The organism is Methylibium sp., assembly GCF_965279545.1.
GTDB lineage: Bacteria > Pseudomonadota > Gammaproteobacteria > Burkholderiales > Burkholderiaceae_C > Methylibium.
Genome location: NZ_OZ257250.1, coordinates 3,985,809 through 4,007,025, shown reverse-complemented (window position 1 = coordinate 4,007,025; position 21,217 = coordinate 3,985,809). Strand labels below are relative to the sequence as shown.

The following is a 21,217-nucleotide window of genomic DNA, read 5'->3' as shown; positions in this document are numbered from 1 at the left end:
GTGGCCCCGCGGGGCAGGAAACCGCCCGCCCCGCCTCGACGGCGGGGCACCGAGCGCCGTGTAACGAGTCAGCAAGGCGTTGGGCGGCGCAGCCGCGCTCAATCGCGCCGGGCACTTGCCGATATAGCGACGGTGGGCGGTCGCCGCGCCCAGCCAGACTCCCCTTTGCCGCTGAACCCGAATGTCCATCGCCGCCCCCGTTCTCGCCAGCAACGCTGGCGCCTCGCCACGTGACTCGCTGGCGTGGGCAACGGTCGACGCGCTGTCCGAGCATGCCTGCGTCGTCGACCGCCACGGCATCGTGTGCGCGGTCAATCGCGCATGGCGCCTGCGCGCGGCGGCCGACAGCGGGCGCCCGCGGCAGGCGGTGGAAGGAAGCGACTATCTCGGCACCTGCGACAGTGCCACCGGGCCGGAGGTGGACTGGACGCATGCGTTCGCGGCGGGGGTTCGCCAGGTGCTGGCCGGCCGGCGCGAGCGTTTCTCGATGGAGTATCCAGGCCCTTCGCCGGCGGACGAACGCTGGTTCGAAGCCGCCGTCACGCGCTTTGGGAGCGAATGCGACCTGTTCGTGATCGCGCACCAGGACATCACGGAGCGCCGTCGCCGCGATCAGGGCCTGCGGCGATTCGGCGCCGCGATGGAAGCGACGGCCGACGCGATCTTCCTGATCGACGTCAGTCGCATGGCGCTGGTCGACGTCAATGGCGCCGCATGCCAGATGTATGGCCACTCGCGGGCAGACCTGCTGGCGATAGCCCCCGAAACCCTGTTCTCGACCACTCGCCACGAGCTCGAGACCTCGTGGCAGGCGCTGATTGCCGGCGACGTGAGCGGCGACACCTTCGAGACGCGCCTGCAGCGCGCCGACGGCACCCGGGTGCCGGTCGAGGTGCGCCGCCGCGCCGTGCGCGTGGGAAGCGCCTGGCTGATCGCCAAGGTGGCGCGCGACATCACGACGCGCAAGGATGTCGAGCGCGCGCTGCAAAGACAGACGGTGAAGCATGGCTTGTTGGCGCGCTTCGGCCAGTTCGCGCTGGAGAACCCGCCGCTGCCCGAACTGATGTCGCAGGCGATCGAGATCGTGCAGCAAGGATTGAAGGTCGATCTTTGCCGGCTGCTGGAGGCAGGATCCGATGACCGCACGCTGGTCCAGGTGGCCGGTACAGGCTGGTCCGAAACGTGGCTGCGCGAGCCGTGCTTCGATGCCGCGGCCGAGACGCAGGACCGCTTCATCCTCGGTGCGCGCGAGTCGATCGTCATTGGCGATTTCGAGTCCCAGACGCGCTTCCAGCGCTCCGCCATCCTGCAGGCACACGGCGTGCGCAGCGCCGTGGAGGTGCTGGTCTGCGGCGGCGGCGGCGCCTACGGCGTCATCGGCGCCTATTCGCGCGAGCCTGGCTGCTTCAGTGCCGAGAACGCCGACTTCGTGCAGAGCGTGTCGAACACGCTGGCCGCGACCATCGAGCGCAAGAACACCGAAGACCGGTTGACCTACCTGGCCCAGTTCGATCCGCTGACCGAGTTGCCCAATCGCAGCATGTACCTGGACCGGCTCGGTCACACGCTGATCGTCGCGGAGCGGGACAAGCTGCCGGTGGGCGTGCTGTTCGTCGACATCGATCGGTTCAAGAACGTCAACGACACCCTCGGCCATGCCGTCGGCGACCTGCTGCTGGTCGAGATCGCCGAGCGCCTGCGGTGCGCGGTGCGCCCGGGCGACACCGTCGGTCGACTCGGCGGCGACGAGTTTGCCGTCGCGCTGGCGCACCTGGCGCGCCCCGATGACGCCGCCCTGGTCGCGCAGAAGATCGTCGCCTCGCTTGCCGCACCGTTCCAGCTCGGCGTGCACGAGGTCTATGTGTCGGCCAGCATCGGCATCGGCGTGTACCCGATCGACGGACGCGAACCCGACACGCTCCTGAAGAACGCCGACACCGCGATGTACCGGGCCAAGGAGTCCGGCCGCAACGCCTACCAGTTCTACATGCCGCAGATGAACGAGCTCGCCCTCGCGCGCATGCGCGCCGAGTCCCAGCTGCGCGGCGCGCTCGACCGCGGCGAGTATCTCTTGCACTATCAGCCCAAGGTCAGGCTCGCAACCGGCGAGATCAGCGGCATGGAGGCGCTGCTGAGGTGGCAGCCGGCGGGGCGCGGCCTGGTGCCGCCCGGCGACTTCATTCCGATCCTCGAGGACACCGGTCTGATCCTCCCGGTCGGTGAATGGGTCGTCGCGACGGTGTGCGCACAGATCGCCCGGTGGCGGGCTGAAGGCTTGTCACCGCCGCCGGTCGCGGTCAATCTGTCGGCGCGCCAGTTCCGGCAGAAGAATCTCGCCGCCGTGATCGGCGACATCCTGGCATCGAGCAAGGTCGACCCGGGCCTGCTCGAACTCGAGTTGACCGAGTCGAGCCTGATGAGCGACTCGGAAGCGGCCGTGCAAGCACTGCGGGACATGAAGGCCCGCGGTATCCGGCTGTCGGTCGACGACTTCGGCACCGGCTATTCGAGCCTCGCCTACCTGAAGCGCTTCCCGCTCGATGCGCTGAAGATCGACCGTGAGTTCATCCGCGACGTCACCACCGATGCCGACGGTGCGACCATCGCGCTGGCGATCATCAACCTGGCGCGAAGCCTGAAGCTCAAGGTCGTGGCCGAAGGCGTCGAGACCGAGGAGCAGCTCAACTTCCTGCGTGCCCACGGCTGTGACGAGATGCAGGGCTACTACTTCTCGCGGCCACTGCCCGTCGAGGAGATCACCCGCGCACTGCGCGAAGGGCGACGCCTGACGTTGCCGACGTTCATGCCCCCTGCCCGCCGTTCCGGGCGCTTTCCGAATGGCGAATCCTCGGCAACCGCCGATGTCGATCAGGGCCTGGGTGTCTGACCGCCGATAGGGCGGCCGGTGAACGCCTCGAACCTCAGGCCGGCATCAACTCCTGCCTCACCGCGTACAGCGCCAGTTCGACGTCGTTGCGCACGCTGGTCTTCTCCAGGATGCGCGCGCGGTAGGTGCTCACGGTGTTGGGCGACAGCACCAGCTGCTCGGCGATCTCGCCGACGCTCTTGCCCGCGGCCAGCAGGCGGAACACCTGGTACTCGCGGTGCGACAGGCGCTCGTGCAGTGGGGCATCGTCGTCGCCCCGGCCCTTCTTCGTGCCGCTGCCGGCGCGCACCGCGCCGGCCAGCTGCTCGGCAACGCTGGGCGTGATGAAGAGCCTGCCCTTCGCCACCTTGCGGATCGCGTCGATCATCTGCTCGCTGTCGGCGCTCTTGTTCAGGTAGCCGGCCGCGCCGAGCTTGAGGCTGCGCACCGCGTACTGGCGGTCGGGGTAGGTGCTGAGCATCAGCACCGGCAGCTTCGGGAACTCGGCCTTCAGCGCCTTCAGCACGTCGAGGCCGTCGCGTTGCGGCATCGCGATGTCGAGCAGCACCACGTCGGGCAGCCTGCCGGCCGCGGCACCGGAGCGCACCAGTGCCATCGCGTCGGGGCCGTTGCCGGCCTCGCCGGCCAGCGCGATGTCGCCGGCGTCGGCCAGGATCTGCTTGATGCCCTGGCGCACGATCACATGGTCGTCGCAGATGATCACCTTGATCATGCCGCCCCCTCCTCTTGCGCCAGCGGCATCATCAGCCTGACTTGCGTGCCCTGTCCCGGCGCGCTGTCGATGGTGAGGCGCCCGCCGAAGTGGGCCGCGCGCTCGCGCATGCCCATCACGCCGTAGCTGCGCGGGCCGTTCAGCGCTTCGGGCGTGGTGCCGACGCCATCGTCGCGCACGTCGAGGTAGAGCACCGGCTCGGGCGGCGCGTCGACCGCGATGCGGATGCTCACGCGCCGCGCCCGCGCATGGCGTGCGATGTTGGACAGCAGCTCCTGGAAGATGCGGAACACCGCGATCGCCAGACCGCCCTCGGGCGGCGCGACGCCGGCGGCCACGTGCACCTGGAGGTCGGCCTGCAGCTCGGCGCTCTCCAGCCATTCCTGCGCCTGCCACTCGAGCGCGGCCCACAGGCCCTGGTGGTCGAGGATGCTGGGGCGCAGGTCGGTGATGATGCGGCCGACCTTGTCGACCGCGGTGTCGATCAGCGCCCCCATGCCCCCGCACTTGGCGGCCAGCGGCGCGCGATCGGCGACGCGCTTGTCGAGCCAGTTGACGTCCATCTTCAGCGCCACCAGCAACGAGCCGAGTTCGTCGTGGATCTCGCGCGCGATGCGGGTGCGCTCCTGCTCGCGCACCGTCTCGAGGTAGGCCGAGAGCTGGCGCCGCTGCGCGAGCGCATCGCTCAGCGCGCGGGTGCGCTCGGCGACGCGCTGCTCCAGCCGGTCGTTGGTGCGCTCGAGCTCGCGCTTGGCGCGCACCAGTTGCTCTTCGGCCTGTTTGCGCGCGGTGATGTCGACGAAAGTAACCACCGCACCCAGCACCTCGCCGGCCTCGACGATGGGGTGAGACGAGTACTCCGCCTGGAAGGGGTTGCCGTCGGCGCGCCACAGCACTTCATGATCGATGCGGCAGGGCAGGCCCCGGCGGAAGGCGTTGAAGATCGGGCAGTCGGCCTCGGGGTAATGCGTGCCGTCACCGTGCGAGTGGTGGATCAGCGCGTGCATGTTGCGCCCGAGCACCTCTTCGGTGCGGTAGCCCAGGGCCTGGGCGGCGGCGCGGTTCACAAAGGTGCAGCAGCCATCGACGTCGATGCCGAAGATGCCGTCGCCGGTCGACTCCAGCAGCAGCGTGAGCCGGTCCTGCCACGGCGCGCCGTCGTGGCGCCGGGCCGGCGCCGGCGCGGCCGGGCCGGCGGGCAGCAGACGCCCACCGGGGGACCTGTCGGCGGCCCCCCGGGTGAGCGTGTCGCCGGCATGGGCGTGGGAGCATTCCATGCACGAAGCGGCGCAAGGCGTGTGCCACCACGGGCCGGTCTCGCCACAGCGTATGCGCCGGCCCTGACTTCCATCCGGGCCGACCCCGTGCGTGCGCACCGACAGCAGCGGCTCGCACCGCAGCGCGTCAGGGCACGCTGACGCGCATCTGCACGACGTAGCGGCGCTCGCGTGCGATCTCGGCGCTGGACAGCACGCCTCGCTCGCTGCGGCGCTCGCTGCCGCCGTCGCTGGCGACGGTCATCCATTCGCCGAGCGGCAGCTGCACCGTGGTCAGCAGACCGGCACGCTCGACGCTGCCCTCGGGCTGCGGCTGGCCTCGAAAGTCGTAGCGCGAGGGCAGGCCGCCGCCGGCCAGCGCGCTCGCCTCGGTACGCACCTCCACCGTGACCGGCGAATTGCCACCGGGCCAGCTCGGCCGCACCGCGACGCTGCGGCCGGTGTCGACGTAGCTGCTGCCGGCGATCGCACCGGGGCCGCTGGGCGTCCACACCACCTGCAGCCAGGTGAGCGGCACCGACGCGCCGAGGTTCAGCATGCCCTGCCCGCCGTTGAGCACGAGCAGCCGCTGCTGCGCGTCGCGCGCGGTGTCGCTGCTGCGCGATTCGAGCGTGACGCCGGCGCGGCCGGACACCTGGCCGTTCGGGCCGACCGTCACCGCGCCGGAGCGCAAGCCGCCACCGCTGGCGCTGAAGCTCGATTCATCGCCCTGGCGCACCTCGACCAGCAGGTTGCGCTGCGGCAGCGTGCGCGCCGGCTGGGCGGACGCGGCCGAGACGGCGAGTGCCGCAACGACGCCTCCGACAGCGCGCAAAAAGGGAGACCGGGAACACGGCATGCGCGAAGCTTACGCCGCAGCGACTGCCCGGCCCGGCGCCAGGTGCTGCGGCCCTCGGTTCAACGCGATCACGCGGCCGACAGCCACAGCAGCGCCAGGCCGATGGCCGCCGGCAGCGCCTGGACGTAGAGGATCTTGCGGCTGGCCGTCGCGGCGCCGTACAGGCCGGCCACCAGCACGCAAACGAGGAAGAAGACCTTCACGCCGCTGCCGGTTGCACCCAGGCTCAGGCCCCAGAACAGGCCGGCCGCGAGGAAACCGTTGTAGAGCCCCTGGTTCGCCGCCAGCACCTTGGAGGCTGCCGCCGCCTGCGGCGTCTGTCCGAAGGCACGCAGCCCGGCCGGCTTGTCCCACAGGAACATCTCGAGCACGAGGATGTAGACGTGCAACAGCGCGACGAGGGCGACGACGAGGTTCGCGAGCAGGGCCATGGACACTTCTCCGCAGGGTGGTGGCTGGCGTGGGCGGCATGTGGCGCCCGCCCCCGATGATGCCGCGTGCCAGGCAGCCCCGACCAGGGAAGCGGCGCGCGCGCCGCCTCAGTCCCGCGCGCGCTCCAGGTGCCCGAGCGGCAGCGCCGCGCCCGCCTTCACCTCGCCGAGCGAGAAGCTGGTGTGCAGGTCCTTCACATTGGGCAGGTTCAGCAGGGTCTCCAGCGCCAGCGCCGAGAAGGCGTCGAGGTCGGTGGTCATGACCTGCAGCTCGAAGGTGCCCGAGCCGCTGATGTAGTGGCAGGCGATCACCTGTGGAATGCGGCGGATCGCCTCTTCCAGGACGCGCGTGGCCTCGCCGGTGTTGCGCTCGGCGTCCACGCGCACGAAGGCCAGCACGCCCAGGCCGATCTTGTGGCGGTCGATCTCGGCGCGGTAGCCGCGGATGTAGCCCTGGGTCTCCAGCCACTTCACGCGCCGCCAGGTCGGCGCCGGCGACAGGCCGATGCGGGCCGCGAGCTCGGCGTTCGACAGCCGCGCGTCCTGCTGCAGCGCGCCGAGGATGGCGATGTCGTAGCGGTCGAGCGCGCCTTGCTGCACGCCGTCGGCCGGAGCCGCCGCCGCAGAGGCTGCGCGCGCCGCCGGGCGATCGATTCGGGTTTGCCCTGAAATCGGCTTTCTCGATGACATTTCTTTCCTTTAGTACCTATCCGAGCAACAACCTTGCTGCAAGCATGCACCGGCGGGCACACAAAGAAAAGACATGAATACGCGCTTTGCCTACACTGGCTGCAATCCCGCCGACGACCCCGCCGGTGGCAGCGCGCGGTCCCTGCGTCACGAGCACAGGGGCCGCCGCAACTTTCCCGCTGACAGCAGGAGTCCTGACGCCATGAACGCGCCCCTCCCCGAGTCGATCCGCCGCGCTCTCGAAACGGTGACGCTCGACGACAAGTACGCCCTCGAGACCGGGCAGGCGTTCATGAGCGGCGTGCAGGCCCTGGTGCGGCTGCCGATGCTGCAGCGCCAGCGCGATGCGGCGGCGGGGCTGAACACCGCCGGCTTCGTGAGCGGCTACCGCGGCTCGCCGCTGGGCGGCTACGACCAGGCGCTGTGGGCGGCGAAGAAGCACCTCGCGGCCCACCAGGTGGTGTTCCAGCCCGGCGTGAACGAAGAACTCGCCGCCACCGCCGTGTGGGGCACCCAGCAGCTCGACCTGTACCCGCAGAGCAAGAAGCACGACGGCGTGTTCGGCATCTGGTACGGCAAGGGCCCGGGCGTGGACCGCTGCTCCGATGTCTTCAAGCACGCCAACATGGCGGGCACCGCGAAGCACGGCGGCGTGATCGCGGTCGCCGGCGACGACCACATCGCCAAGAGCAGCACCGCGGCGCACCAGAGCGACCACATCTTCAAGGCCTGCGGGCTGCCGGTGTTCTTCCCCGCCAGCGTGCAGGAGATCCTCGACCTGGGCCTGCATGCCTTCGCGATGAGCCGCTTCTCGGGCGTGTGGGCGGGCATGAAGACGATCCAGGAGATCGTCGAGTCGTCCACGTCGATCTCGGTCGACCCCGACCGCGTGAACATCGTGCTGCCCGAGGACTTCCCCATGCCCGCCGGCGGCCTGCACATCCGCTGGCCCGACGCGCCGCTGGAGCAGGAAGCGCGGCTGATGAACCACAAGTGGTACGCGGCGCTGGCCTATGTGCGCGCGAACCGGCTCAACCGCACGGTGATCGATTCGCCCAACGCACGGCTCGGGCTGATCGCCAGCGGCAAGGCCTACAACGACACGCGCCAGGCGCTGCACGACCTGGGCCTGGACGACGCGGCCTGCCGCCGCCTCGGCATCCGGCTGCACAAGGTGGGCGTGGTGTGGCCGCTGGAGGCCACGATCACGCGCGAGTTCGCGACCGGGCTGCAGGAGATCCTGGTGATCGAGGAGAAGCGCCAGGTCATCGAGTACCAGCTGAAGGAAGAGCTCTACAACTGGCGCGCCGACGTGCGGCCCAACGTGCTGGGCAAGTTCGACGAGCCCGAGGGCGACACCTCGGGCGGCGAGTGGAGCCAGCCCGACCCGAGCGGCAACTGGCTGCTGCGCGCCCAGGCCGACCTGACGCCGGCGATCATCGCCCGCGCGATCGGCAAGCGGCTGCTCAAGCTCGGCGGCCTGGGCGGCGACACGCGCGGGCACGTCGAGGCGCGGCTGGCGCTGATCGACGCCAAGGAACGCGCGTTGGCCGCGAGCACGCAGGACACCGGCGAGCGCGCACCGTGGTTCTGCAGCGGCTGCCCGCACAACACCAGCACGCGCGTGCCCGAGGGCTCGCGTGCGGTGGCCGGCATCGGCTGCCACTACATGACGGTGTGGATGGACCGCAGCACCACCACCTTCTCGCAGATGGGCGGCGAAGGCGTGAGCTGGGTCGGCCAGGCACCCTTCACCACCGACCGGCACGTGTTCGCCAACCTCGGCGACGGCACCTACTACCACTCGGGCCTGCTGGCGGTGCGCCAGAGCATCGCGGCGGGCGTGAACATCACCTACAAGATCCTGTTCAACGACGCGGTCGCGATGACCGGCGGCCAACCGGTCGACGGCACGCTGCGCGTGCCCGAGATGACGCGCGAGCTCGACGCCGAAGGCGCGAAGAAGATCGTCGTCGTGACCGACGAGCCGCAGAAGTACACCGGCGCCACCGGCCTCGCGCCGGGCGTGACGGTGAAGCACCGCGACGAGCTCGACGCGGTGCAGCGCGAACTGCGCGAACTGCCCAGCTGCACCATCCTCATCTACGACCAGACCTGCGCGACCGAGAAGCGGCGGCGCCGCAAGCGCGGCACGCTGGCCACGCCGGCCGAGACGGTGGTGATCAACGAGCTGGTGTGCGAGGGCTGCGGCGACTGCTCGGTGCAGAGCAACTGCCTGTCGGTCGAGCCGGTCGAGACGCCGTTCGGCCGCAAGCGCCGCATCAACCAGAGCAGTTGCAACAAGGACTATTCCTGCCTGAAGGGCTTCTGTCCGAGCTTCGTGACGGTGACCGGCGGCACGCTGAAGAAGCCGCAGCGCGATGCCTCGCACGACCCGCATCGCGGGCCGCCGCTGCCGGAGCCGGTGCTGCCGGTGGCCGAGTCCGCCTGGGGCATCGTGGTCGCCGGCGTCGGCGGCACCGGCGTCATCACGATCGGCCAGCTGCTGGGCATGGCGGCCCACCTCGAGGGCAAGGGCGTTGTCACGCAGGACGCGGCCGGACTGGCACAGAAGGGTGGTGCGACCTGGAGCCATGTCCAGATCGCCAACCGGCCCGAGGCCCTCTACTGCACCAAGGTCGGCACCGCCGAGGCCGACCTCGTGATCGCCTGCGACCCGATCGTCGCCGCGAAGAACGACACGCTGGCGGTGATGCGCGAGGGCCGCACGCACGTGGCGCTGAACACCCACGGCGCGCCGACCGCGGCCTTCGTCGGCAACCCGGACTGGCAGTTCCCCGGCGGGCGCTGCGAGACGGTGATCGAGCAGGCCTGCGGCGGCGCTGCGCAGGTGGGCAGGTTCGACGCCGACCGGCTGGCGACCGCGCTGCTCGGCGACGCGATCTACACCAACCCGCTGATGCTGGGCTATGCGTGGCAGCGCGGCTGGGTGCCGCTGAGCCAGGCCGCGCTGCTGCGCGCGATCGAGCTCAACGGCGTGCAGGTCGAGCTGAACCAGGCCGCGTTCGCCTGGGGCCGGCGCGTGGCGCACGACCCGGCGGCGGTGCAGGCCCTCACCGCCACGGCGCAGGTGATCGCCTTCGTGAAGAAGCCCGCGCTGGACGAGCTGCTGGCCACGCGCGTCGACTTCCTCACCGGCTACCAGAACGCGGCCTATGCGCAGACCTACCGCGCCTTCGTCGACAAGGTGCGCGCCGCCGAGGCGCCGCTGAAGTCGACCCGGCTCAGCGAGACCGTGGCCCGCTACCTGTTCAAGCTGATGGCCTACAAGGACGAGTACGAGGTGGCGCGACTGCACGCCGACCCGGCCTTCCACGCGAAGATCGCCGCGCAGTTCGACGGCGCGGTGAAGCTGGGCTACCACCTGGCGCCGCCGGGGCTGGCGAAGAAGAATGCGCGCGGCGAGCTGGTGAAGCAGCCGTTCGGCGCGTGGATGCTCGTCGCCTTCCGGCTGCTCGCGCGGCTCAAGGGCTTGCGCGGCACCGCCCTCGATCCCTTTGGCCGGAGCGCGGAGCGCTGCACCGAGCGCGCGCTGGTCGGCGAGTACCGCGCCTGCATCGAGGAGTTGCTGGCGACGCTGGAGGCGCCGCGGCTGGCGCTGGCGGTCGAGATCGCGGCGATCCCGGAGGACATCCGCGGCTACGGCCACGTGAAGGCGCGGCAGCTGGGCGCCGCGCGCGCGAAATGGGCGGGCCTGATGGCGCAGTGGCGCGCCGGGCTCTCGCGGCGTGCGGCGGCCTGAGCGCGGGCCACGCGACGACGGCATGCCGCAGCGGCCGGCCTTTGCGGCAATCGACGCAGCCCGGCGCCACGTCGATACCGCGCGCCGGCGCGTCAGAACTCGAACAGCGTCAACCCCAGCCCCAGGCTGGTCTGCCGGAAGTTGTAGTCGAGCAGCGTCTCGCCGTAGCCGCTGAACAGCTGCACATACCAGCGCAGCGCGCGCGGGCTGTCGGGCTCGACCGGGTAGGTCCAGTCGAACTGGACCGCGCCGCGCTTGAGGTCCCGAAAGTTCGTGCGCCATGACAGCGCGGCGGTGGCGCGGCCCGGTGTCCAGTTCAGCGTCACGTCGCCGCGGCCGCGGTAGTCGGTCAGGTCGGGGTTGTCGTCGGTGGCGGGGTTCTCGTGCACGCGGCGATTCAGGCGCAGCATGACCGACGTGTCGTTCCGCTCGAAACCGGCGCCCGCGTACACCCGATTCCAGCTGCGCGACAGCGGCACGGTCTGGCCGTTCGACTGGTGGGCGAAGGCGACCATGCCGTAGCGCCACTGCCAGCCCCAGGGCAGCGCGCGCAGCCCTTCGGGCACCGGCACCACGTACATCATCTCGGGCTCGTAGTCGCTGCTGCGAAACGGCGCCGAATCGCCGGGGTTGTAGAGCTGCCAGAGCGACTGCTGCGTGTAGCCGAACCACAGGTCGGCGCCCGGCAACAGCACGCTCTGCGCCACCTTGGTCCGCAACGAGAGCTGCAGCTTGCCCTCGACCTTCTTGTAGTCGCCGAGCTGGCCGCTGCGTCCCGGCGTCGGGCTGGTCGGGCGGGTGTTGATGCGCGTGGTCGCGTGCACCGGCAGCAGGAAATTGGGACGGTAGCCGGTGAAGTTGAAGGTGCCGCGCTTGTCGGCCTCGTCGAGCTCCCAGTACTTGGACAGGAAGCTCGGCGCCGGTGTCGGGGGGCCCTGCAGTCCGGTGCCGGCGATCGGCGGCGTCGGTCGTGCCATCACGTCGGGCGTGCGACCCGCCGGCACGGTGGGCACGGCCGGTGCCTCGCGGCCGGCCAGGTGGTCATAGCAAGCCAGGCGCAGGCCGTCGTCGCTGAGCGCAGCGCAGTCGGCCAACGTCGGCAGCGCATCCTGCTGCGCCAGGGCGGCCCCGAACGGCAAGGCCAGCAGCAGGGCGCTCAGGGCGGTGGGGCTCATCGGGCAAAGGCTCGGGTCGTCATCGGGGCCGGCCCATTCTGCGGGACAGCGCCCGGGCCGGCGCCGCGGCGGGGCTTGCCGCAGCAAACACTTGCATTTTTTTGAAGCGTTGCGACAAGCCCTGTGAACTCGCGGGCCCAAAACACTCACTACAGTGCGTCCACCTTGCCGCCACCGACCCCTGCATGAACACGCCCACCGTGAGCCCCCGCTACACCGGCACCGCGATCGCGCTGCACTGGCTGCTGGCGCTGGCTATCCTGGGCAGCATGGGCTTCGGCTGGTACATGAGCGACCTGCCGTTCTCGCCGCAGCGCCTGAAGCTCTACAACTGGCACAAGTGGGCGGGGGTCACGATCCTGGCGCTGTCGCTGCTGCGCCTGCTGTGGCGCCTGACGCACCGCCCGCCCGCCCTGCCCGAGCCCGTCGCCGCGGCGATGCCGCCCTGGCAACTCCAGGCCTACCACGCAACCCACCACCTGATGTACCTGCTGTTCTTCGCGGTGCCGCTGGTCGGCTGGGCCTACAGCTCGATGGCCGGCTTCCCGATCGTGTGGTTCGGCGTGCTGCCGCTGCCCGACTTCGTGCCGGTCGACAAGGACCTGGCCAAGCTGGTCAAGCCCGTCCACGCGATCCTGGCCTACGCGCTGCTGGCGCTGGTGGTGCTGCACGTGGCGGCTGCCCTGAAGCACCAGTTCATCGACCGCGACGGCCTGCTGGCCCGCATGCGGCCCGGTCGCCCCTGAACCCCGGAGGATCCCGTATGAAAACCCTGTCCGCCCCGCTGATCTCCCTCGCCGTGCTCGCCGCGGCCGGCCTCGTGGCCGCATCGGGCGCAGCCCATGCGCAGGCAGCCGTCGCCAAGCTGGTGCCGGCGCAAAGCGAGATCGGCTTCGTCAGCAAGCAGATGGGCGTGCCGGTGCAGGGCAAGTTCAAGAAGTTCGACGCCCAGGTGGCGTTCGACCCGAAAAAGCCCGAGACCGGCAAGATCGCCTTCGCGATCGACACCGGCAGCGCCACGATCGGCGACCGCGAGACCGATGCCGAGATGGTCAAGCCGGAGTGGTTCGATGTCGCCAAGTTCCCGCAGGCCACTTTCCAGTCGACCACCATCAAGGCGTTGGGAGGCGGCAGGTTCGAGGTGGCCGGCAAGCTGGGCATCAAGGGCAACAGCCGCGACGTGCTGGTGCCGGTGACGCTGACCCAGGCCGGCGGCAGCAGCACCGCCACCGGCGCCTTCGCCATCAAGCGCCTCGAATTCAAGATCGGCGCCGGCGAATGGGGCGACACCTCGATGGTCGCCGACGAAGTGCAAGTGAAGTTCAAGCTCACGCTGACCGGCGTGGGCGCCCTGTGATCACCGCCCGATTCCGTCCACCCCTTCCCACCCTCACCCTCTCAGGATCCCCGATGAAGAAACTCCTCGTTGCCGCCGCTGCCTTCGCCTGCCTCGCGACGGCCCAGGCCCAGAGTGCGACCTATGCGATCGATCCCAGCCACACCTTCGTGACCTTCGAGGTCGTGCACTTCGGTACCTCGACCGTGCGCGGACGCTTCGACAAGAAGGAAGGCACGGTGCAGTTCGACCGTGCCGGCAAGACCGGCAAGGTCGAACTCACCATCGACACCGGCTCGATCAACACCGGCACCGCGACCTTCAACACCCACCTGTCCAGCAAGGACTTCTTCAACACCGCCGAATTCCCGACCGCCAAATTCTCGGCCGACAAGTTCAGCTTCAGCGGCGACAAGGTGGCCGAAGTGAGCGGCACGCTGACGCTGCTGGGCAAGACCAACCCGGTCACGCTGAAGGCCGGCAACTTCAACTGCTACGAGAACCCGCGCTTGAAGCGCGAGGTCTGCGGCGGCGACTTCGAGACCACCCTGCTGCGCAGCCAGTACGGCATGAGCTATGGCGTGACGGGGGGGATCCCGGACAGCGTGCACCTGGTGGTGCAGATCGAAGCCGTCAAACAATGATGTCCGGCGGGGGCGGCAAGCGGCCCCCGCCCGCATCGGCCGCCGGCAGGTAGCGCAGCAGCAGCGCGTGCAGCTCCTGCGCACGGAAGGGCTTGGCAAGGTGCTCGTCCATGCCGGCCGCGAGGCAGCGCTCGCGGTCGCGCTCGTAGGCGTTGGCGGTCAGCGCGATGATGGGCACGCGCAGCCGTTGCTGCCGGGCTTCGCGCGCACGGATGTGCCGGGTCGCGGCGAAGCCGTCGAGCTCGGGCATCTGGCAGTCCATCAGCACCAGCTCGGGCGGCGAGCGCTCCCAGTGCTGCACCGCCTGGGCGCCGTTCTCGACCAGTTCGACCGCCAGGCCGAGCTCGCGCAGCATCGCCTCGACCACCAGCGCATTGACCGGGTTGTCCTCGGCCACCAGCACGCGGCCGAGCAGGCGCTGCACCGGCCGCGGTGCGTCGCTCGGTGGTGGCTGGGTGTCCGGCAGCGCCGGCGGCAGCGCCGCTTCGAACACGAAGCTCGAGCCGTGGTCGAGCTCGCTGCGCGCCGTGAGGTCACCGCCCATCGCGCGGGCGAGTTCGCGCGCGATGGCCAGCCCGAGACCGGTGCCGCCGTAGCGGCGGTCGAAGGCCCCGTAGGCCTGGTGGAAGGCGTCGAAGATGCTTTCGATCTGGGCGGCCGGGATGCCGCGCCCGCTGTCCTCGACCTCGATGCGCACGCACCCCGTCGCCGCATCGCGCGCCGCCAGCACGCGCACGCTGCCGCGCTCGGTGAACTTCACGGCGTTGCCGAGCAGGTTGTGCAGCACCTGGCGCACCCGCGCCGCATCGCCGCGCATCCAGCCGCCGGCGGCGCCGAGCCCACCGGTCTCGACCTCGACCGACAGGCCCTTCTCGCCGGCGCCGCTGCCGGCCAGCGCCGCAACCTCCTCGATCACCGCCACCATGTCGAACGGCAGGTCGGCGAGCTGCAGCCGGCCGGCCTCGATGCGCGCGAAATCGAGCACGTCGCTGATCAAGCCGAGCAGGTGCTCGCCGGAGCGCTCGATCAGCTCCAGGCTGCGTTCGCGCGCCTCGGGCTCGACGGCCGCACCACGCAGCTGGCGCGTCAGACCGAGGATGCCGTGCAGCGGCGTGCGCATCTCGTGGCTCATGGTCGCGAGGAACTGGCTCTTGACCGCGCTGTGGTGCTCGGCCTGCGCCTGGGCCTGGGCCAGCGCGACGGCCTCCTGCTCGAGCCGCAGCCGCAGGCGCAGCAGCTCGTGGGTGTGGCGCGCGACCGTGCGCCCCTCGAACAGCAGGAAGACCTGGAACAGCAGCAAGCCCAGGCCGCCGTAAGTGCCCAGCAGCCCGCCGGTCATCAACTGCAGGGCCGCCACCGGCAGCAAGGCGCAGGCGCTGAAGCCCAGGTGGACCGGCAGGTACAGCGGCAGCACCATGCTGGCGATCGCCACGACGGCGATCAGCGTGGACAACAACAGGATCGCCACCACCGCGTCGACCGACGGCGAGAAACCGGCGACGGCCACCCCCCAGGTCAGGCCGTCGACGATGATCACCGTGCTGAACCAGCGGCGCCACAGCGTGTCGCTCCAGCCGCCGCGGTGGGTGTAGCGCCAGCGCACCCACAGCCGCACCGCGGTCAGACCCAGTTTCAGCGCCAGCCAGCCCAGCAGCAGATCGACCGGCACCTGCTTCCACAGCAGGCCCACGACCAGCAGCGCGGCGGCCAGGTTGGTCCAGGCCGAAACGCGCGTGCGCTCGAACAGCAGCTGCACCTGCGCGGACAGCAGGCGTTCCGCGAACTGGGGTGAGGCGGCAGCGGGGACGGGTTGCGGCACGGGTCGGGGCAAGCGTTGCAAGGCTGGCGGCAATTTACGCGATCGGGGTGGAAACGCCTGCGCAGTTGCGCACAATCGGCGCATGCGCGTTCTGTCCATTTCACTGCTGCTGGGGCTGAGCGCCGTGGCGCAGGCCGAACCCGTGCGCTACACGCTCGACCCGGCGCACAGCTGGGTGCAGTTCGAGCTGTCGCACTTCGGCACGTCGACGATCCGCGGGCGCTTCGGCCCGGCCGAAGGCAGCGTGAGCCTGGACCGGACCGCCGGGCAGGGCGAGGTCGGCGTGACGGTGCCGACCGGCTCGGTGAGCACCGGCTCGGCGATGTTCGACAGCCACCTGCGCCAGGCCGAGCTGCTGTCGACCGGCGAGCACCCGACCGCCTGGTTCGTCTCGCGCCAGCTGCGCTTCGATGGCGACCGGCTCGGCGAGCTGCGCGGCGAATTCACGCTGCGCGGCGTGAGCCGTGGACTGACGCTGACCGCCACGCGCTTCGCCTGCTACCGCCACCCGGTGTGGCAGCGCGAGGTCTGCGGCGGCGACTTCGAAGGCCGCTTCAAGCGCAGCGACTTCGGCATCGACTACGGCCTGCCCTTCGTGCGGGACGAGGTGACGCTGCGGGTGCAGGTCGAGGGCGTGCGGACCGATGATGGCCCCCCAACGCACTGAGTTCCCAATCCAAAAAGACGAAAGGCCGCATATAGCGGCCTTTCCATTTGGTGCATCTATCTGCTTTCGCAGCATCAGCTTGTTAGCGGACAGAGCTCATATCCCGAGCATCGAACGACAATCACGTTATTCTCTCGCCAACAAGATGTCAATACACAGGGAGAAAACATGCTGCGGCGCATGCGCTATCGGCTTGCACTTGATATTGGTACGACGTCGATCGGGTGGTGCCTGATCCGATTGGACAAAGAGTCGAGCCCTTGTGCGGTCATCCGCATGGGCTCCAGAATCTTCTCGGATGGGCGCAGTCCGAAAGACGGTAGCTCCCTTGCAGTCACCCGGCGGCTGGCTCGCCAAATGCGAAGACGCCGTGATCGACTGCTCAAGCGCAAGGCCCGGTTGCAGAACGCGCTCGTCCGCCTCGGCTTCTGGCCGCAGGACATCAAGGAGCGCAAGGCGTTCGAATCCCTGAACCCCTATGCCTTGCGTCGAGAAGGGCTCGACAAGCCTTTGACACCGGCGCAGTTCGGCCGCGCACTCTTTCATCTGAACCAGCGCCGCGGTTTCCTGAGCAATCGCAAGACCGACAAGAAGGACAACGAGAGCGGCTTGCTCAAGTCGGCCATACGCAAGCTGCGAGACGAGTTGTCGACCAAGGACGCGCGTACGGTCGGCGAGTGGCTCGCCGACCGTCATGGTCGGCGCGAAAGTGTGCGAGCTCGGCTGCGCGGCAAGACCGTCAAGGATCGAGCTTATGACCTCTACATCGATCGTGCGATGGTCGCAGAGGAATTTGATCGCCTCTGGGCCGCGCAAGCTCAATTCCAGCCCGAGTTCTTCACGAGCGGTAAACGCGACGAACTCCGCGACATCCTGCTGCACCAGCGCCCACTGCGACCGGTGCGCCCGGGGCGCTGCACCTTGATCCCGACCGAGGAACGAGCCCCACTGGCACTGCCGAGCACGCAGCGCTTTCGGATATACCAGGAGTTGAACAACTTGCGCCTGCTGACGCCCCAGTTGCAGGAACAGGTCTTGACGCTGGACCAGCGCGACACGCTGGCAGCTCTGCTGGAGAGCGGCGATGTGACTTTCACCAAGATGCGGAGGGCACTGAAGCTGCCTGGCAGCACGAAGTTCAATCTCGAGGACGTGAAACGCGACCGCCTCACGGGAAATGCCACGACCAGGAACCTTGCATCTGAAGACTGCTTTGGAGATCGCTGGCGGCAGTTACGTCCGGAACTGCAAGACGAGATCGTGAGTCGCCTGCTCGATGAGGCCAGTGAAAGCGCACTCGTAACTTGGCTGGTCGAAGGCGTCGAGATGGACGAAGCCGCAGCCGAGCGCATCGCCAGCATCAATCTTCCGGAAGGCTATGGCAACCTAAGCCGTGCAGCGCTCGAACGGGTGCTGCCGGAACTTCAGCGTGAAGTAATCACCTATGCAGAGGCCGTCAAACGCGCCGGCTTCGACAGCCACAGCGCCCTGTCTCGCGCCGAACAGACCGGCGAAGTGCTGGACGCCCTGCCTTACTACGGCGAGGCGCTACAGCGCCACGTCGGTTTCGCCGATCCCCGCGCCACCGCCGAGGATTTGCCAGAGAAGCGCTTTGGTCGCATTGCCAACCCCACTGTCCACATCGGGCTGAACGAGTTGCGCAAGGTAGTCAACACCTTGATCAAACGCTACGGACACCCGTCCGAGGTGATTGTCGAGGTAGCGCGTGAACTCAAGCAGGGCGAGAAGCAACGCAAGCTGGAGAATGAGCGCCAAGCCGAGCGGCAGAAGCAGAACGAACACTTCCGCGAGACGATCCGCACGCTACCCGGCCTGTCAGGGCGCGAGCCTACGCGTGACGACCTACAGCGCATGCGCCTGTGGGTCGAACTGAATCCGCAGGACGCCGCCAACCGCTGCTGCCCCTACACAGGCGAGCACATCGGCATGGCGATGCTGTTCTCCGGGGAAGTGGAGATCGAACACATCCTGCCGTTCTCGATGACGCTGGACGACAGCCTCAACAACAAGACGGTGGCCCTGCGCCGGGCCAACCGCGACAAAGGCAACCGCACGCCGCACGATGCCTTCGGCAGTTCGCCAACGGGCTACGACTACAGCGCGATCCTGCAGCGTGCGGCATGGATGTCGAAGGACAAGGCCAAGCGCTTCGCACCCGACGGCTACCAGCGCTGGCTGCGCGACGACCAGGACTTCCTCGCGCGCGCCTTGACCGACACCGCCTACCTGTCGCGAATCGCCAAGGAGTATCTGTCGCTGATCTGCCCGCCCAACCGGGTCCGCGTGATCCCGGGCCGGATGACCGCGATGCTGCGCGGGCTGTTCGGCCTGAGCAAGCTGCTGTCCCCCACCGGCGAGAAGAACCGCGACGATCATCGTCACCACGCCATCGACGCCGCGGTGATCGGCGTGACCGACCAGGGCATGTTGCAGCGCTTCGCAAAGGCCAGTGCAGACGCGCGCGAGATGCAACTCCACCGACTCGTTGCCGACATGCCCGACCCCTGGCCGAGCTACCGCGAGCATGTCGCGCGGGCCGTTCGCGGCGTCATCGTCAGCCACAAGCCAGACCACGGCCACGAGGGCGCGCTGCACAACGACACTGCGTATGGCTTCCGTGGCGACGGTGAGGTCGTGCATCGCGTCATGGTCGACAGTTTCAAGAGCGCTGACGAGATCACCAAGAAGGACTTCGCCGACGAGCAAGGCCGGCAGTGGCTGCTGGAACAGACGGCCGGATTGAGCGGCAAGGAGTTCGGCGCGCGGATCGAGAGCCTCACGGCCGAGGGCGGCCCGCGGCGCGTGCGAGTGGTCGAGAAGCTCTCCGTCATCGGCATGCGGTCGGAACGGGCGGCGGACCGGCACGGCCGCGGCGACGACGGCGCTCCGCTGCATTACAAGGGCTACAAGGGCGACAGCAACTACTGCATCGAGATCTGGCGCAATGAGAAGGGGAAGTGGGAAAGCACCGTGATCTCGACTTTCGAGGCGCATCGCATCGTCCGGGAGCATGACTTGCAAAGGCTTCGGCATTCGACACTCGCCCAGAATGGCCGGCCACTGGTGATGCGCCTGATGCTCGATGATCTTGTCAGACTGACGATTGACGGGGGCATTCGAACCATGCGCGTTGCCACGCTGAGCGCCAACGGACAGGTCTTCATGGCCGACCACAACGAAGCGAACGTTGACGCGAGGAATCGGGACAAGTCCAGCGGCTTCAAGTACGTCTCCAAGTACGCCGGCTCATTGCAGAGTGCGAAGGCACGACGTGTCACCGTTTCCGAGATCGGCGACCTCCGCGACCCCAGCTTCAAGCCCTGAGACTCATCATGATCGGCCGCATCGTCGAAGTGGCCGATGACCGCAGGCACTTGTCGCTGTCGCGCGGCTTCATGGTCGTGCAGGACACCGAGGGCGAACGCAAGGAGTTGGGCCAGGTACCGCTCGACGACATCGCCGCCGTGATCGCCAATGCGCATGGCCTGAGCTACACCAACAACCTGCTGGTGGCGCTGGCCGAGCGCGGCGCGCCTTTCGTACTGTGCGCCGCGAACCACAATGCCGTCGGCATGCTGCTGCCGGTCGACGGCAATTACCAGCAGGCCAAGCGCTACGACGCGCAGATCGCCGCCAGCAAACCGACGCACAAGCGCCTGTGGGCCGAGGTCGTTCGCGCCAAGCTGCAGCAGCAGGCCGCGGCTCTGGAGGCGGCCGGTGCGCCGACACCGCCGCTGACCGCTTTGGTGTCCAAGGTCCGTTCCGGCGACCCCGACAACATCGAGGCCCAGGGCGCGCGCCGCTACTGGACCCTGCTGTTCGGCGATGGATTTCGACGCGATCAGGATGCCGGCAGCATCAACGGCCTACTTAACTACGGCTACACCGTGCTGCGCGCCTGCACCGCACGCGCAATCGTTGCCGCGGGCCTGCACCCAACGCTGGGACTGCACCACAGCAACGAAGGCAATGCGATGCGCCTGGTCGACGATCTGATGGAACCCTTCCGTCCGGTGATTGACCTCAAGGTCTGGCTGCTGGCGCGCAACGGCGAGCGTGAGGTTCGGCCCGAAACCAAGCGCGCGCTGGTGCGCACGCTCTACGACGACATGGAAACCGCTGTGGGCGCTACACCGGTGATGGTGTGCGCGCAGCGCCTAGCAACATCGCTGGCGCAGGTCTACCTCGGCGAGCGCGAGAAACTCGACCTACCGCTGCCTGGCCTGCCGCTTGCGCTGGCGGCCAGCCTCGACGAATGAAAGCGCCGCGATGCTCAGCGGCTACCGCTTGATGTGGATGGTCGTGATGTTCGACCTGCCGGTGGTCGAAAAGGCCGAGCGCAAGGCCGCGACCGATTTCCGCAAGACCCTGCTCGACCAGGGCTTCGAGATGGCGCAGTTCTCCGTGTACATGCGCTTCTGCACCAGCCAGTCGCAGGCCGACACCTACAGCAAGCGAGTGGAAGAGGCCTTGCCCGAAGGCGGCAAGGTCAACATACTCACCTTCACCGACAAACAGTACGAGCGCATCGTGACCTTCCTCGGAAAAACCAAGCAGCCGGCCAACAAAACGCCGGACCAGTTCGACTTGTTCTGAACGCGGCCATGCTTTCTTCGACCCCGGAAGTGAAAAACCCCTTGACGAATCAAGGGGTTATCACGATCGGAGTCTAGATGCTCGGGATATGAGCTCTGGCCGGAACGTGCACCCTAAGCTGCAGGACACGCTCGATAGTCTAGATGCTCGGGATATGAGCTCTGGCCGGAACGCGCAGCTGCCACCAAACGAGCCCTGAGAGAGTCTAGATGCTCGGGATATGAGCTCTGGCCGGAACTGCTCATATCCGTTGCCGTGGTCGGCGTATAGTCTAGATGCTCGGGATATGAGCTCTGGCCGGAACAGGCCGGATTGGCCCATGACGAGGCCGGCGAGTCTAGATGCTCGGGATATGAGCTCT

The 21,217-nt window shown here is 68.6% G+C and carries 16 protein-coding genes and 1 CRISPR repeat array (1 of these 17 running past the window's edge); of the genes, 9 read left to right on the top strand and 7 right to left on the bottom strand.

Annotated features, from left to right (window positions below):
* The first annotated feature begins 181 nt into the window (after positions 1-181).
* Positions 182-2,887: an EAL domain-containing protein gene (locus ACQY9S_RS18725; RefSeq protein ID WP_428421790.1), complete on the top strand. Its 2,706-nt coding sequence runs from the start codon at positions 182-184 to the stop codon at positions 2,885-2,887.
* A gap of 34 nt (positions 2,888-2,921) precedes the next feature.
* On the opposite strand, the gene ACQY9S_RS18720 is transcribed toward ACQY9S_RS18725, so the two are convergent.
* From ACQY9S_RS18720 to ACQY9S_RS18700, 5 genes are all read right to left on the bottom strand, one after another.
* Positions 2,922-3,599 (bottom strand): response regulator, encoded by a 678-nt coding sequence (locus ACQY9S_RS18720; RefSeq protein ID WP_428421789.1) that lies wholly within the window; start codon positions 3,597-3,599, stop codon positions 2,922-2,924.
* Entirely contained in the window at positions 3,596-4,876 is a 1,281-nt protein-coding gene (locus tag ACQY9S_RS18715) for a PAS domain S-box protein (protein ID WP_428421787.1), read from the bottom strand. The genes ACQY9S_RS18720 and ACQY9S_RS18715 overlap by 4 nt, the downstream gene beginning before the upstream one ends.
* Before the next feature lie 127 nt (positions 4,877-5,003).
* Positions 5,004-5,690 carry a hypothetical protein gene (locus ACQY9S_RS18710; RefSeq protein ID WP_428421786.1) on the bottom strand — a complete coding sequence of 229 codons (687 nt, stop codon included), beginning with the start codon at positions 5,688-5,690 and terminating at the stop codon, positions 5,004-5,006.
* 92 nt (positions 5,691-5,782) lie between these two features.
* Positions 5,783-6,145 carry a DUF1304 domain-containing protein gene (locus ACQY9S_RS18705; protein WP_428421785.1) on the bottom strand — a complete coding sequence of 121 codons (363 nt, stop codon included), beginning with the start codon at positions 6,143-6,145 and terminating at the stop codon, positions 5,783-5,785.
* 108 nt (positions 6,146-6,253) lie between these two features.
* Positions 6,254-6,835, bottom strand: a complete 582-nt coding sequence (locus ACQY9S_RS18700; RefSeq protein WP_428421783.1) for an Lrp/AsnC family transcriptional regulator — start codon at positions 6,833-6,835, stop codon at positions 6,254-6,256.
* 202 nt (positions 6,836-7,037) lie between these two features.
* Between ACQY9S_RS18700 and ACQY9S_RS18695 the strand changes: the two genes are divergently transcribed.
* Positions 7,038-10,598 carry an indolepyruvate ferredoxin oxidoreductase family protein gene (locus ACQY9S_RS18695; protein ID WP_428421782.1) on the top strand — a complete coding sequence of 1,187 codons (3,561 nt, stop codon included), beginning with the start codon at positions 7,038-7,040 and terminating at the stop codon, positions 10,596-10,598.
* A 92-nt stretch (positions 10,599-10,690) separates the two neighbouring features.
* Here the strand turns inward: ACQY9S_RS18695 and ACQY9S_RS18690 are convergent, their stop codons facing one another.
* Positions 10,691-11,773: a phospholipase A gene (locus tag ACQY9S_RS18690; protein ID WP_428421780.1), complete on the bottom strand. Its 1,083-nt coding sequence runs from the start codon at positions 11,771-11,773 to the stop codon at positions 10,691-10,693.
* 185 nt (positions 11,774-11,958) lie between these two features.
* Between ACQY9S_RS18690 and ACQY9S_RS18685 the strand changes: the two genes are divergently transcribed.
* The 3 genes from ACQY9S_RS18685 to ACQY9S_RS18675 are packed head-to-tail and all read left to right on the top strand — an operon-like array spanning position 11,959 to position 13,753.
* Positions 11,959-12,519, top strand: a complete 561-nt coding sequence (locus ACQY9S_RS18685) for a cytochrome b (RefSeq protein ID WP_428421778.1) — start codon at positions 11,959-11,961, stop codon at positions 12,517-12,519.
* A 17-nt stretch (positions 12,520-12,536) separates the two neighbouring features.
* Positions 12,537-13,130 (top strand): YceI family protein, encoded by a 594-nt coding sequence (locus tag ACQY9S_RS18680; protein ID WP_428421777.1) that lies wholly within the window; start codon positions 12,537-12,539, stop codon positions 13,128-13,130.
* A 53-nt stretch (positions 13,131-13,183) separates the two neighbouring features.
* Positions 13,184-13,753, top strand: a complete 570-nt coding sequence (locus ACQY9S_RS18675; protein WP_428421775.1) for a YceI family protein — start codon at positions 13,184-13,186, stop codon at positions 13,751-13,753.
* Here the strand turns inward: ACQY9S_RS18675 and ACQY9S_RS18670 are convergent.
* The gene (locus ACQY9S_RS18670) at positions 13,743-15,572 is read right to left on the bottom strand and encodes an ATP-binding protein (RefSeq protein WP_428421773.1); all 1,830 of its coding nucleotides are present in this window, start codon (positions 15,570-15,572) and stop codon (positions 13,743-13,745) included. The two genes, ACQY9S_RS18675 and ACQY9S_RS18670, sit on opposite strands and share 11 nt — an antisense overlap.
* Before the next feature lie 82 nt (positions 15,573-15,654).
* Here ACQY9S_RS18670 and ACQY9S_RS18665 point away from each other — a divergent pair, with 82 nt between their 5' ends.
* From ACQY9S_RS18665 to cas2, 4 genes are all read left to right on the top strand, one after another.
* Complete coding sequence (locus tag ACQY9S_RS18665; protein ID WP_428421771.1) at positions 15,655-16,239, top strand: YceI family protein; 585 nt, start codon at positions 15,655-15,657, stop codon at positions 16,237-16,239.
* Between the two features lie 168 nt (positions 16,240-16,407).
* Positions 16,408-19,584, top strand: a complete 3,177-nt coding sequence (gene cas9, locus ACQY9S_RS18660) for a type II CRISPR RNA-guided endonuclease Cas9 (RefSeq protein WP_428421769.1) — start codon at positions 16,408-16,410, stop codon at positions 19,582-19,584.
* A gap of 8 nt (positions 19,585-19,592) precedes the next feature.
* Positions 19,593-20,519, top strand: coding sequence for a type II CRISPR-associated endonuclease Cas1 (cas1, locus tag ACQY9S_RS18655; RefSeq protein WP_428421768.1), 927 nt, complete (start codon positions 19,593-19,595; stop codon positions 20,517-20,519).
* 10 nt (positions 20,520-20,529) lie between these two features.
* Positions 20,530-20,856 (top strand): CRISPR-associated endonuclease Cas2, encoded by a 327-nt coding sequence (cas2, locus tag ACQY9S_RS18650; protein ID WP_428421766.1) that lies wholly within the window; start codon positions 20,530-20,532, stop codon positions 20,854-20,856.
* A gap of 70 nt (positions 20,857-20,926) precedes the next feature.
* Positions 20,927-21,217: direct repeats of the CRISPR family, unit length 36 nt; unit sequence AGTCTAGATGCTCGGGATATGAGCTCTGGCCGGAAC (it continues 3,379 nt past the right edge of the window).

Excerpts from the sequence above, each read along its gene's own strand:
- ACQY9S_RS18725 (WP_428421790.1), top strand. The coding sequence starts at position 182 with ATGTCCATCGCCGCCCCCGTTCTCGCCAGCAACGCTGGCGCCTCGCCA.
- ACQY9S_RS18690 (WP_428421780.1), bottom strand. The coding sequence starts at position 11,773 with ATGAGCCCCACCGCCCTGAGCGCCCTGCTGCTGGCCTTGCCGTTCGGG.
- ACQY9S_RS18720 (WP_428421789.1), bottom strand. The coding sequence starts at position 3,599 with ATGATCAAGGTGATCATCTGCGACGACCATGTGATCGTGCGCCAGGGC.
- cas9 (WP_428421769.1), top strand. The coding sequence starts at position 16,408 with ATGCTGCGGCGCATGCGCTATCGGCTTGCACTTGATATTGGTACGACG.
- ACQY9S_RS18675 (WP_428421775.1), top strand. The coding sequence starts at position 13,184 with ATGAAGAAACTCCTCGTTGCCGCCGCTGCCTTCGCCTGCCTCGCGACG.
- ACQY9S_RS18685 (WP_428421778.1), top strand. The coding sequence starts at position 11,959 with ATGAACACGCCCACCGTGAGCCCCCGCTACACCGGCACCGCGATCGCG.
- ACQY9S_RS18700 (WP_428421783.1), bottom strand. The coding sequence starts at position 6,835 with ATGTCATCGAGAAAGCCGATTTCAGGGCAAACCCGAATCGATCGCCCG.
- ACQY9S_RS18715 (WP_428421787.1), bottom strand. The coding sequence starts at position 4,876 with ATGGAATGCTCCCACGCCCATGCCGGCGACACGCTCACCCGGGGGGCC.
- ACQY9S_RS18665 (WP_428421771.1), top strand. The coding sequence starts at position 15,655 with ATGCGCGTTCTGTCCATTTCACTGCTGCTGGGGCTGAGCGCCGTGGCG.
- ACQY9S_RS18695 (WP_428421782.1), top strand. The coding sequence starts at position 7,038 with ATGAACGCGCCCCTCCCCGAGTCGATCCGCCGCGCTCTCGAAACGGTG.
- ACQY9S_RS18705 (WP_428421785.1), bottom strand. The coding sequence starts at position 6,145 with ATGGCCCTGCTCGCGAACCTCGTCGTCGCCCTCGTCGCGCTGTTGCAC.
- cas2 (WP_428421766.1), top strand. The coding sequence starts at position 20,530 with ATGCTCAGCGGCTACCGCTTGATGTGGATGGTCGTGATGTTCGACCTG.
- ACQY9S_RS18680 (WP_428421777.1), top strand. The coding sequence starts at position 12,537 with ATGAAAACCCTGTCCGCCCCGCTGATCTCCCTCGCCGTGCTCGCCGCG.
- cas1 (WP_428421768.1), top strand. The coding sequence starts at position 19,593 with ATGATCGGCCGCATCGTCGAAGTGGCCGATGACCGCAGGCACTTGTCG.